This window comes from Streptomyces sp. NBC_01635 (assembly GCF_045209715.1).
GTDB classification, from domain to species: domain Bacteria; phylum Actinomycetota; class Actinomycetes; order Streptomycetales; family Streptomycetaceae; genus Streptomyces; species Streptomyces hirsutus.
Genome location: NZ_CP109277.1, coordinates 6,597,785 through 6,609,990, shown reverse-complemented (window position 1 = coordinate 6,609,990; position 12,206 = coordinate 6,597,785). Strand labels below are relative to the sequence as shown.

Genomic DNA, 12,206 nt, shown 5'->3' with positions numbered 1-12,206 from the left:
GCACGCCGCTTTCCTGCCGCTGCTGCCGTGCGCGCTCCGCGAACCTTTCTTCAGGACGGTGCCACGTGTCTGCTTCCCCTGCGCTTCCCCCTGCCCTCCCCGCGTCTCCCGCGGTCTCCGCGTCCGGTGCGGCTCCCGGCCCGACCGCTGCCCCGGGTACGGCCTCCCTCGCTGCCGCCGGCCCCTCGCAGGCGGACCTCCTCGACTTCGTACGACGCGTCGTCGCCGACGCCGAGCTGGTCGCCTCACTGCCGCTCGATCCGGAGGGCCGCACCTGGGTACGGCTCGACGGTCCCGCGGGCAGCGAGGCCTGGCTGATCGGCTGGCCGCCCGGCACCGGCACCGGCTGGCACGACCACGGGGAATCCCTCGGGGCCTTCATGACCGCGTCGGGTGAGCTGAAGGAGAACTCGCTCTCCGTGCGGCTGCCCACCGACGGCTGGAAGACGCTGGAGCTGAACGACGGCGTGGACCGGGAGCGCCGGCTGGCGGCCGGCCAGGGCCGCGCCTTCGGCCGACACCACGTGCACGAGGTGCTCAACGAGTCCCCGGAGCGGCACGCGGTCTCCGTGCACGCCTACTACCCGCCGCTCCCCCTGATGCGCCGGTACAGCCGCACCGGCCCGACACTGCGCCTGGAGCAGGTCGAGCGCCCGGCGGACTGGCAGTGAGCGGGGCACCGGAGAGGGCCGCCGACGCCCCGGGGATCGACGAGCTGCTGGAGCGGGTCCGCGCGGGCTACGAACGCATCGAGGCGGTTCCCGCCCACGAGGCCGCCCGCCACGGGGAAGCCCTGCTGGTCGACATCCGCTACGCGGCCCTGCGCGACCGGGACGGGACGATCCCCGGCGCCCTCGTCGTCGAGCGCAACGAACTGGAGTGGCGTCTCGACCCCCGGGGCAGCCATCGCCTCCCCGAGGCGACCGGCCATGACCTGCGCGTGGTCGTGATCTGCAACGAGGGCTACGCCTCCAGCCTGGCCGCGGAATCCCTGCACCGGCTGGGACTCCGCCGGGCCACCGACCTGATCGGCGGCTTTCAGGCCTGGCGGGCGGCGGGGCTGCCGGTCCGGACGTAGAACGGGCCGGCGGGTTCTCAGTACCCGCCGTCCTCCAGGAACTCCGTGTCCTCGCCCTCCTCCTCCAGCGCCTGCCGGACCACGCGCAGGGCGAGGCCTTCGGGGTAGCCCTTGCGGGCGAGCATGCCGGCGAGGCGGCGGATCCGCTTGTCGCGGTCGAGTCCGCGGGTGGAGCGCAGTTTGCGGGCGACGAGTTCGCGCGCGGTGGTCTCTTCCTGCTCGGAGTCGAGCTGGGAGACGGCCGCGTCGATCAGCGTGGAGTCGACGCCCTTGGTCCGGAGCTCCCGGGCAAGGGCGCGCCGCGCCAGGCCCCGGCCGTGGTGCCGGGACTCGACCCAGGCGTCCGCGAAAGCGCTGTCGTTGATCAGTCCGACCTCTTCGAACCGGGACAGCACCTCCTCGGCGGCCTCGTCCGGGATCTCCCGTTTACGCAGGGCGTCGGCGAGCTGTTTCCGGGTGCGCGGGGTCCCGGTGAGCAGACGCAGACAGATCGCCCGCGCCCGCTCGACCGGGTCCCCCGGAGACTCCTCCCGCTCGGCCCTCGGTGAGGAGGAGTCGTCCCCGTCCGCTGCGGTCGCCTCGCCGAAAGCCCGGCGTCCGCGTCCACCACGCGGCCCGCCGTCACGCGAGCCGCTCCCCCGTGAGCCCTCTGCACGACGGGACCCGGCGCCGCGCGGGCGTCGGCCACCACCCGGGTCCTCACGGGAGAAGTCGCCGAAGGAGCCGTCCTCGCCGTTGGCGTCCCCGTACGCCCGGTCACCGTTCACGGCCGGGTCGTCGCCGCTTCCGGTGCCCGCCCCCCGTGGGGCGCCGAAAGCGGCGGACTCGTACTCGGCCCAGTCGGTTCGTCGGGTCACGGGTCAGCTCTTGACCGCAGCGGCCTTGGACTTGGTGGTCTTGGCCGCCGGAGCCGGAGTCGCGGCCGCGTCGGCCGGAGCGGCGGCGCCGACGGCATCCGCGCTCTTCTCACCGGCCGGCTCCTCGGCCTGCACGCCGATGCCGAGCTTCTTCAGGATCTTCTTCTCGATCTCGTTGGCGAGATCGGGGTTGTCCTTGAGGAAGTTACGGGAGTTCTCCTTGCCCTGGCCGAGCTGGTCGCCCTCGTAGGTGTACCAGGCACCGGCCTTGCGGACGAAGCCGTGCTCCACACCCATGTCGATCAGGCCGCCCTCGCGGCTGATGCCCTGGCCGTAGAGGATGTCGAACTCGGCCTGCTTGAAGGGCGGCGCCACCTTGTTCTTGACGACCTTGACACGGGTGCGGTTGCCGACCGCGTCGGTGCCGTCCTTCAGCGTCTCGATCCGGCGGATGTCCAGACGCACCGAGGCGTAGAACTTCAGCGCCCGGCCACCGGTCGTGGTCTCCGGCGAGCCGAACATCACGCCGATCTTCTCGCGGAGCTGGTTGATGAAGATCGCGGTGGTCTTGGACTGGTTGAGCGCGCTGGTGATCTTCCGCAGCGCCTGGCTCATCAGGCGGGCCTGCAGACCCACGTGGCTGTCACCCATCTCGCCCTCGATCTCCGCGCGCGGGACGAGCGCCGCGACGGAGTCGATCACGATGAGGTCGAGGGCGCCGGAGCGGACCAGCATGTCCACGATCTCCAGCGCCTGCTCGCCGTTGTCCGGCTGGGACAGGATCAGGTTGTCGATGTCGACGCCGAGCTTCTTCGCGTACTCGGGGTCGAGGGCGTGCTCCGCGTCCACGAAGGCGACCTGACCGCCGGCCTTCTGCGCATTGGCCACCGCGTGCAGGGTCAGGGTCGTCTTGCCGGAGGACTCCGGCCCGTAGACCTCCACCACACGGCCGCGGGGCAGGCCGCCGACGCCGAGGGCCACGTCGAGCGCGGTCGATCCGGTCGGGATGACCTCGATGGGCTCGTTCGTCCGGTCACCCATGCGCATGACCGCGCCCTTGCCGAATTGCCGTTCAATTTGTGCGAGTGCGGCGTCGAGCGCCTTCTCGCGGTCGGTTCCTGCCATGGGTTCCACCCGATTTGCTTGAGTCGATCGCTTCACGTCAATGACGCTAGCGCCTGCCACTGACAACGCCCCCCGACGCACCTCCAGCCTGTGGACAACCAGGGCCCACTCCTACACGAACCGGGTGATAACACCCGCCTTCGGGACTCATCGACACCCCAATAAGAATAGATGTTCGATTTTCATGTCAAGCGCATCCCTCGACACCCTCACGAGTCGTTCACCCTCCGGCATCCGCCCGGGGCCGGTGGTTCACCCCGTCGGCCTCGAGCGGGTGGTGAAGCGGTACGCCGGGCTCAGGAGTCCTCGGTGTCCCCGCCCCGGGGGCGCGCCGAGCCCGGTCGGCGCGCCCAGAGGTGCCGGGCGCGGACGACGAGGGTCCGCCGCTCGCCGGAGCCGGGGCCGCCGTCACCGGGGCCCGTCCCGCGGTGGCCGTGCACGCGGGGATCGTCGGTGACGTCGTAGCGCTTCACGTACGCGCCCAGGAACGCCTGGAGGGTGGCGACCGCGGGAATGGCTATCAGCGCGCCGACGGCGCCGAGCAGGGCGGTGCCCATGACGACCGAACCGAAGGCGACCGCCGGGTGGATGTCGACGGTCCTCGAGGTCAGCTTGGGCTGCAGTACATAGTTCTCGAACTGCTGGTAGATCACCACGAAGATCAGCACCCACAGCGCGTACCAGGGGTCGACCGTGAAGGCGATCAGCATGGGCAGGGCGCCCGCGAGATACGTGCCGATGGTGGGGATGAACTGCGACACCAGGCCCACCCACACGGCGAGCGCGGGCGCGTAGGGCACCTCGAGGATCTCCAGCAGCACGTAGTGGGCCATGCCGGAGACCAGCGCCATCAGTCCGCGCGAGTACAGGTAGCCGCCGGTCTTGTTCACGGCGATCTCCCACGCGCGCAGCACCTCGGCCTGGCGCGCGGGCGGCAGTACGGAGCAGATGGTGCGGCGCAGCCGCGGGCCGTCGGCGGCGAAGTAGAACGAGAACAGCATGATGGTCAGCAGCTGGAAGAGGCCCCCCAGGACCTGCGTGGAGACGTCCAGGACGCCGGTGGCGCTGTTCTGCACGTAGGTGCGCAGCCAGTCGGAGCGGAGCAGGCCCTCCTGGATGTCCACCCGCCGCAGTTCGGTGTGGAAGTGCGTGTTGACCCAGTTGATGACGGAGTCGAGGTACTGCGGGAAGTCCTCGACGATCTTGATGATCTGCCCCGCCAGCATGGATCCGAGCAGGGTGACGAAGCCCGCCGTCGCGATCAGCACTCCCAGGAAGACCAGGAAGGTGCCCAGCCCCCGGCGCACCCCGCGCGCGGCCATCCAGCTCACCGCGGGCTCTATGGCGAGCGCCAGGAAGAACGCGATGAGAATGTTGATCAGCAGACCGGTGAGCTCGTGGAAGGCCCAGCTGCCCAGCTGGAACAGGGCGATCAGCGCGAGCGCGAGCAGCATGGCACGCGGCAGCCAGCGCGGCATGCGGGAACCGGGCGGCGGGGCCGCCTCGCCCGCCGGAGGGCCGGGCGGCGGCGTGCCTGGCGCGGAGGGATGCTGGACTGCCTGCCCGGTCTCTTCGGTGGGTGCCACGGGGCAAGTGTCGCCCACACCACCGGTAGCCGTCTGCCCGCTGGCGATCTCTGTGACGATCAGCGCTTTTCCCGGGGAACCCCCATCACCGCGCAGACCACCTGCCAGACGTCCTTGGCGGCCCAGCCGGCCTCCAGTGCCTCGTGCACGGTGCGCCCGCCGAGTTCCGACATGACGTGATCGCGCGCGAAGGTGTCGGCGTAGCCCGTGCCGAAGTGCTCCGCCATCCGTTCCCAGAAGACCGTCAACCGCATGCCCCCAGTATCCCGTCCGCGGGGGTGGGCCGGTGCGGGGGCCGTCTGCCGGCCGAGCAGTGGGAGGACGGCGGCCGGCCCGTGCGGTGGCGTCGGTGGGCGCCCGCCCCGCCCTGGAGGCCCGCCCAAGGGTGTCCGTCGACGCACGCGCACGCTCCCGGCGTACGGCCGCGCGATCGGCCGGCCGAAACCGAGCCCGACACCACCCGGTCCGCCGCTCGGCGCAGCCTCACCCGCCCAGGGCCCGGACTCCCGCCGTCACGGCCACGGCCACCCCGACGACGACCAGGAACGGGGCGCGCAGCACCAGCGCCACTGCGGCGGCCGCGAGTCCCACCGCCCGCGCGTCCAGCACGAGCGTCCGGCCGTCGGCGAAGGTCTGCTGGGCGGTCAGGGCGGCGAGCAGGGCGACGGGCAGCAGGGCGGCGAGCCGCCGGACGAGCGGCCGTTCGAGGGCGCCGGCGGGCACCAGGAGTCCGGCCAGTTTGACGGCGTAGCACCCGAGGGCGGTCACGCCGATCGCGATCCAGATGTTCAACGGTCCTCCTCCGGTATGCCGCCGCGCGCCGGCGCATCGCTCCGTTCCTTCGCGTCGCCCCGCCCGGTGCCCCCGCGGCGGCCCTGTGCCCACAGGACGGCCGGCGCCGCGAACGCGGCCACCAGGACCGGTACACCGGCGGGCAGGACCGGCAGCAGCCCGAGCCCCAGCAGGACGGCGAGCCCGGCGACCAGCCGTTCGGTGCCGGTCCGCAGCATCGGCGCGAGCAGGGCCAGGAAGACCGCGGGGCCGGCCGCGTCCAGTCCCCAGGCGTCGGTGTCCCCGATGGCCTCGGCGCCCAGTGCGCCGAGCAGCGTGGTGAGGTTCCACAGGACGTACAGGCTGAGCCCGGTGACCAGGAAGCCGATCCGGGCGCCGCGCCGGGTGGGCTGGGCGAGGGAGACCGCGGCGGTCTCGTCGATGACCCACTGGGCGGCGAACGGCCGCACCGCGCGCGGGAGGGCCAGCAGCTGGGACAGGCGCAGCCCGTAGAAGGCGTTGCGCACGCCCAGGAAGAACGCTCCGGCGGCGGCCGTGAACGGGCTCCCTCCGGCCGCCAGCGCCCCCACCAGGGCGAACTGGGACGCCCCTGTGAACACCAGCAGGCTGAGCGCACAGGTCTGCAGCAGTGTGAGTCCGCTGCCGGCCGAGGTCACCCCGAAGGCGAATCCGGAAAGTCCGACGGCGATGCCGACTCCCAGGGCGTCCCGGACGACGGCGCCGTCCGGTTTTCCGCCCGGAGCGGCCGCGTCGCGTGCCTCTGCGAGTGTTGTCTGTCGTTCTGCTGCCACACCCCGGACCGTACGTGGAACGTTCGCCGGGTGTCTTGTACGTTCTTGCGCTCCCGCTGGTAGGCGCCCGGCGGCACGCCGACGATCCGGCCGAAGTGCCGGTTCAGGTGCGGCTGGTCGGTGAAGCCGACGGCGACGGCGGTCTCCGACGGCAACGTGCCCGCGTCGAGGAGCCGGCGTGCCCGCCGTACCCGGGCGTCGGTGAGCCAGGTGTGCGGCGGCATCCCGTAGGTGTCGCGGAAGGCCCGCAGCAGCGCGAACGGACTGGTCCCGAGCTCGTCGGCCAGTTGCTCGAGCGTCGGCGGCGCGGTCATCCGCTCCTCGAGCAGCACCCGCGCGCGTGCGGCGGTCCGGGCACCGGCCGTGCGCACCCGGCGCCGGGGCAGCGATCCGCCGTTCAGCCGGAGCAGCCGGGTCACGGCCACCCGCAACAGGGTGTCGGCGGCGAGCGCGTTGCCCTCGTCGGTGGCCCGCAGCACCTGGTGCACCAGACGGACGGCGTACGGGTCGTCGAGGACCGGTGTCACGAACCCTGGGGTGCCGCGCAGTGTGGTGGTCTCGGCGGCGATGGCCGCGACCACCTCGGGCGGCGGGTAGACCGCGCCGTACCGCCATCCCTCGGGCACGCCCGCCCGTCCGGTGTGCGGGGTGTCCGGGTTCACGAGTGCGAGTGTTCCGGCGCCCGCGTACTGGTCGGCCCCGCCGTGGTGGAAGACCTCCACCCCGTCGACGATGGCGGCGATGACGAAGTTCTCGTGGGTGTGCCGCACGAACGACTTGCGGATGTAACGGGCCCGGAGCAGGTCGACGCCGGGCAGCTCGGCGTACTGCCAGTGCCGCGCGCGCTCCTTTCCCGTTTCCGCTCCCGTTTCCGCCATACGGCCATTGTCACGCGCTCCCGATGGCGCCCCCTGCCGGGTCCCGGGACCGCGACCCGCCCGGTCCCGGCCACCCGCCCGGTTCAGCCCCGTTGTCAGTGCCCGGGTGCACGATGGACGCATGGTCAGCACTCCGCACCCTGCCCTGGACGGCTTCTCCGCCGCGACCCGCGGCTGGTTCGCGGGGGCGTTCTCCGCGCCCACCGCGGCCCAGGCGGGCGCGTGGCGTGCCCTCCAGCAGGGTTCGGACGTGCTGGTGGTCGCCCCCACCGGCTCCGGCAAGACACTGGCCGCCTTCCTCGCGGCCCTGGACCAGCTCGCCGCCACGCCCCCGCCCGCGGACCACCACAAGCGCTGCCGCGTCCTGTACGTCTCCCCGCTCAAGGCCCTGGCCGTCGATGTCGAGCGCAATCTGCGCAGCCCGCTGACCGGCATCCGCCAGGAGTCCGTGCGCCTGGGGCTGCCCGAGCCCGAGGTGAAGGTCGGGATCCGCTCCGGCGACACCCCGCCCGCCGAGCGCCGGGCCCTGTCCACCCGCCCGCCGGACATCCTGATCACCACCCCGGAGTCCCTGTTCCTGATGCTGACGTCGGCCGCGCGCGACGCGCTGACGGGCATCGAGACGGTGATCCTGGACGAGGTGCACGCGGTCGCCGGTACCAAGCGCGGGGCGCATCTGGGGCTGTCCCTGGAGCGGCTGGACGAGCTGCTGCCCCGGCCGGCCCGCCGTATCGGCCTGTCGGCGACGGTCCGTCCGGTCGACGAGATCGCCCGTTTCCTGTCCCCTCGCGGCAAGGTGGAGATCGTCCAGCCGGATGCGGACAAGGAGTTCGACCTGTCCGTCGTGGTCCCGGTCGAGGACCTGGGCGAGCTGGGCGGCTCCCCGGTGGCGGACGGCTCGCAGGGGGCGGACGGCTCGGGAGCGGAGCGCCCCTCGATCTGGCCGCACGTCGAGGAACGGATCGCCGACCTGGTCCAGTCCCACCGTTCGACGATCGTGTTCGCGAACTCCCGCCGCCTCGCGGAACGCCTGTGCAACCGGCTCAACGAGATCGCCTACGAGCGGGCCACCGGCGAGACCCTGGACGAGCACCACTCCCCCGCCGAGCTGATGGGCGGGTCCGGAGCCGCCCAGGGCGCACCCGCCGTCATCGCCCGCGCGCACCACGGCTCGGTGTCCAAGGAGCAGCGCGCCCAGGTCGAGGAGGACCTCAAGGCGGGCCGGCTGCCCGCGGTGGTGGCCACCTCCAGCCTTGAGCTGGGCATCGACATGGGTGCGGTCGACCTGGTGGTCCAGGTGGAGTCGCCGCCGTCGGTGGCCTCGGGGCTCCAGCGGGTCGGCCGCGCGGGCCATCAGGTGGGCGCGGTCTCCACGGGCGTGGTGTTCCCGAAGTACCGGGGCGACCTCGTCCAGGCCGCCGTGGTCACCGAGCGGATGCGGACGGGCTCCATCGAGTCGCTGCGCGTTCCCGCGAACCCGCTGGACGTCCTGGCCCAGCAGATCGTCGCCATGACGGCCATGGACACCTGGCGGTTCGACGACCTACTGGCGACGGTCCGCCGGGCCGCGCCCTTCGCCTCACTGCCCGAGTCGGCCTTCACGGCCGTACTGGACATGCTCGCCGGACGCTACCCCTCCGACGCGTTCGCGGAACTGCGCCCGCGCGTGGTGTGGGACCGGGTCACGGGGGAGATCACCGGCCGCCCGGGGGCGCAGCGGCTCGCCGTCACCTCCGGGGGCACCATCCCCGACCGGGGCCTGTTCGGAGTGTTCCTCGCGGGCTCCGACCCCAAGAAGGGCGGCGGACGGGTCGGCGAGCTCGACGAGGAGATGGTCTACGAGTCCCGCGTCGGCGATGTGTTCACCCTCGGCACCAGTTCCTGGCGCATCGAGGACATCACGCGCGACCGGGTGCTGGTCTCCCCGGCCCCGGGTGTGCCGGGCCGGCTCCCGTTCTGGAAGGGGGACCAGCTGGGCCGCCCGCTGGAGCTGGGCCGCGCGGTGGGCGCCTTCCTGCGCGAGGTCGGCTCGCTGTCCCGGGAGGAGGCGCGTGGGCGGCTCCTCGCCGCCGGGCTCGACGCCTGGGCCGCGGACAATGTGCTGGCCTACCTCGACGAGCAGCGCCAGGCCTGCGGCCATGTCCCGGACGACCGCACCGTCGTCGTGGAGCGCTTCCGTGACGAGCTCGGCGACTGGCGGGTCGTCGTGCACTCCCCGTTCGGCGCCCAGGTGCACGCCCCGTGGGCGCTCGCGCTCGGCGCCCGTCTCTCCGAGCGGTACGGCATGGACGCCCAGGTGATGCACGCCGACGACGGCATCGTGCTGCGCCTGCCGGACGCCGACCTGATGGGCCTGGACCTGCTCGACCAGGAGCCGGTGCGGACGGGCACCGAGTACGACGCGGACCAGGCACCGCTGGGCGCCGCGGACGTCGTCTTCGACAAGGGGGAGGTCGACCAGGTCGTCACCGACCAGGTGGGCGGCTCGGCGCTGTTCGCGTCCCGCTTCCGCGAGTGCGCCGCCCGCGCGCTGCTGCTTCCGCGCCGCAACCCCGGTAAGCGCACCCCGTTGTGGCAGCAGCGCCGGCGTGCGTCCCAACTGCTCCAGGTGGCGGGCGAGTTCGGCTCGTTCCCGATCGTCCTGGAGGCGGTCCGCGAATGTCTCCAGGACGTCTTCGACGTCCCCGGGCTCGTCGAGCTGATGGGCGACCTGGAGTCCCGCAAGGTGCGGCTCGTCGAGGTCACCACTCCCGAGCCGTCCCCCTTCGCCCGCTCTCTGCTGTTCGGCTACGTCGCCCAGTTCCTGTACGAGGGCGACTCCCCGCTCGCCGAGCGCCGCGCGGCGGCCCTGTCGCTGGACTCGAGGCTGCTGGCCGAGCTGCTCGGCCAGGCGGAGCTGCGCGAGCTGCTCGACGCCGAGGTGCTGACCGAGCTGGAGCGTGAGCTGCAGTGGCTCACCGAGGACCGACGGGTCAAGGGCGCGGAGGGGGTGGCCGACCTGCTGCGCGTGCTCGGCCCGCTCACCGGGGCCGAGCTGGCGGAGCGGGGCGCCGAGCCGCAGTGGGCGGCGGACCTGGCGTCGGCACGCCGCGCGATCCGGGTCCGCGTCGCCGGCACGGAGCACTGGGCGGCGATCGAGGACTCCGGCCGGCTGCGCGACGCGCTGGGCACGGCGCTGCCGGTCGGTGTACCGGAGGCGTTCACCGAACCGGTCAAGGACCCGCTCGGCGACCTGCTCGCACGGTACGCGCGCACGCACGGCCCGTTCACGTCGGCCGCGGCCGCGGCCCGCTTCGGGCTGGGCGTGGCGGTCACCGAGGGCGCCCTGCAGCGGCTCTCGGCGGCGGGCGGGGTCGTCCAGGGCGAGTTCCACCCGGCCGGGATCGGCCAGGAGTGGTGCGACGCGGCCGTGCTGCGCCGGCTGCGCCGCCGTTCCCTGGCCGCCCTGCGGCACGAGCTGGAACCGGTGCCGCCGGCCGCGCTCGCCCAGTTCCTCCCCCAGTGGCAGCACATCGGCAAGGGACACACACTGCGCGGCGTCGATGGTCTGGTGCGCGCGATCGAGCAGTTGCAGGGTGCGTCCGTACCCGCGTCCGCCCTGGAGAAACTGGTCCTGCCCTCCCGGGTCGCGCACTACTCCCCCGCGATGCTGGACGAGCTCACGGCCACCGGCGAGGTGGTGTGGGCCGGTGCCGGTTCCCTCCCGGGCAAGGACGGCTGGGTCTCCCTGCACCTCGCGGACGCGGCCCCGCTGCTGCTGCCGCCACCGCACCCCCTGGAGACGACCGCCCTGCACCAGTCGGTCCTCGACGCCCTCTCCGGCGGCTACGGGCTGTTCTTCCGCCAGATCGCCGACCAGGTCCGCGCCACCACCCACCCCGAGGCCACCGACCCCCACCTGGCCGACGCCGTCTGGGACCTGGCATGGTCCGGCCGGCTGACCAACGACACGCTCGCCCCCCTGCGCTCGCTGCTGGGCTCGGGCCGCACCGCGGGCTCCACCGCCCACCGCGCGAAACGCCAGGTCCCGCGCGGACGCTACGGCTCACTCACCGCAGCCGCCCGCGGCGCCTCCCGTACCGGCCCGCCGACGGTCGCCGGTCGCTGGTCGCTGCTGCCGGAGCGGGAGAGCGACCCCACGGTCCGCGCCCACGCGCTGGCCCGGACCCTGCTCGACCGGCACGGGGTGGTCACCCGGGGCGCGGTCGCCGCCGAGGGCGTCGAGGGCGGTTTCTCCGCGGTCTACCGTGTTCTGTCGGCCTTCGAGGAGACCGGTCAGGCCCGTCGCGGCTACGTGGTGGAGGGCCTGGGGGCCGCCCAGTTCGCCATGGACGGTGCGGTGGACCGCCTCCGCGCGGCGGCCAACGCCCGCGAGCGGGGCGACGCCTTCCCCGGGCCCGGCCCGGACGACCCGTTCGAGGGCGGCCCCTTCGGCGCAGGCCCTGACTTCCCCGGCGGCCCCGATCCCCTCGCCCTCCACGGCTTCGCCCCGCCCTCCGACGGCTCCCACGAGCCCGCCCCCGGCCACGACGGATTCCCCCGCCGCCCGGACGGCGCCGGCCGGGCACCGTACCCACGGCCGTCGCCGGGCGACTACGTCTCCCCGCGCGACCTCGCCGTGCAGGCTCCCGCGCCCCGGCAGCAGGAGGTCCGCCCGTCGTACGACCCCTTCGCAGGCCGGCGCACCGGCCCTGACCGCGCCCCGCGGGCCGTCGTCCTGGCCGCCGCCGACCCCGCGAACGCTTACGGGGCGGCCCTGGGCTGGCCCGAGCCGCCGACAGGCGCCGGGCACAAGCCGGGGCGCAAGGCGGGTTCGCTGGTGGTCCTCGTCGACGGTGAGCTGACGCTCTATGTGGAGCGCGGCGGCAAGACGGTGCTGGCATGGCCCGCGGACCCGGACGGCGAACCCGCCGACGACCCCCGCCTTCCCGTGGCGGCGGAGGCCCTGGCCGCTGCCGCCCGCGCGGGCTCCCTCGGCACGGTCACCGTGGAGCGGGTCAACGGTGCCCCGGCCCTGACCTCAAAGCTCGGGGCGCTCCTGGAGGCCACGGGCTTCGTCGCCACCCCCAGAGGCCTGCGCCTCCGCGCCTGACACACAC

At 73.5% G+C, this 12,206-nt stretch carries 10 protein-coding genes; 3 read left to right on the top strand and 7 right to left on the bottom strand.

The window, feature by feature from the left end; translation table 11 throughout:
- Positions 1-65 precede the first annotated feature (65 nt).
- Both OHB56_RS30675 and OHB56_RS30670 read left to right on the top strand, forming a co-directional pair.
- Positions 66-671, top strand: coding sequence for a cysteine dioxygenase (locus OHB56_RS30675; protein ID WP_406356755.1), 606 nt, complete (start codon positions 66-68; stop codon positions 669-671).
- A complete protein-coding gene (locus OHB56_RS30670) occupies positions 668-1,078 on the top strand; it encodes a rhodanese-like domain-containing protein (RefSeq protein WP_326755046.1) in 411 nt (136 codons plus the stop codon). Before OHB56_RS30675 ends, OHB56_RS30670 begins: the two co-directional genes overlap by 4 nt.
- 17 nt (positions 1,079-1,095) lie before the next feature.
- On the opposite strand, the gene recX is transcribed toward OHB56_RS30670, so the two are convergent.
- The 7 genes from recX to OHB56_RS30635 all read right to left on the bottom strand — a co-directional run bounded on the left by recX (position 1,096) and on the right by OHB56_RS30635 (position 7,107).
- A complete protein-coding gene (gene recX, locus OHB56_RS30665) occupies positions 1,096-1,935 on the bottom strand; it encodes a recombination regulator RecX (protein ID WP_326755045.1) in 840 nt (279 codons plus the stop codon).
- A gap of 3 nt (positions 1,936-1,938) precedes the next feature.
- Positions 1,939-3,060: a recombinase RecA gene (gene recA / locus OHB56_RS30660; RefSeq protein ID WP_055596215.1), complete on the bottom strand. Its 1,122-nt coding sequence runs from the start codon at positions 3,058-3,060 to the stop codon at positions 1,939-1,941.
- A 296-nt stretch (positions 3,061-3,356) separates the two neighbouring features.
- Positions 3,357-4,646, bottom strand: a complete 1,290-nt coding sequence (locus OHB56_RS30655) for an AI-2E family transporter (protein ID WP_326755043.1) — start codon at positions 4,644-4,646, stop codon at positions 3,357-3,359.
- Between the two features lie 59 nt (positions 4,647-4,705).
- On the bottom strand, positions 4,706-4,900 hold the full coding sequence (locus tag OHB56_RS30650) for a DUF3046 domain-containing protein (protein WP_326755042.1): 195 nt from the start codon (positions 4,898-4,900) through the stop codon (positions 4,706-4,708).
- Between the two features lie 229 nt (positions 4,901-5,129).
- On the bottom strand, positions 5,130-5,438 hold the full coding sequence (locus tag OHB56_RS30645) for an AzlD domain-containing protein (RefSeq protein WP_326755041.1): 309 nt from the start codon (positions 5,436-5,438) through the stop codon (positions 5,130-5,132).
- Positions 5,435-6,139, bottom strand: a complete 705-nt coding sequence (locus tag OHB56_RS30640; protein ID WP_326757183.1) for an AzlC family ABC transporter permease — start codon at positions 6,137-6,139, stop codon at positions 5,435-5,437. The genes OHB56_RS30645 and OHB56_RS30640 overlap by 4 nt, the downstream gene beginning before the upstream one ends.
- Positions 6,091-7,107, bottom strand: a complete 1,017-nt coding sequence (locus OHB56_RS30635; protein WP_326755040.1) for an AraC family transcriptional regulator — start codon at positions 7,105-7,107, stop codon at positions 6,091-6,093. The genes OHB56_RS30640 and OHB56_RS30635 overlap by 49 nt, the downstream gene beginning before the upstream one ends.
- A gap of 121 nt (positions 7,108-7,228) precedes the next feature.
- Here OHB56_RS30635 and OHB56_RS30630 point away from each other — a divergent pair, with 121 nt between their 5' ends.
- Positions 7,229-12,199, top strand: coding sequence for an ATP-dependent helicase (locus OHB56_RS30630; protein WP_406356751.1), 4,971 nt, complete (start codon positions 7,229-7,231; stop codon positions 12,197-12,199).
- The last annotated feature ends 7 nt before the right edge of the window (positions 12,200-12,206 follow it).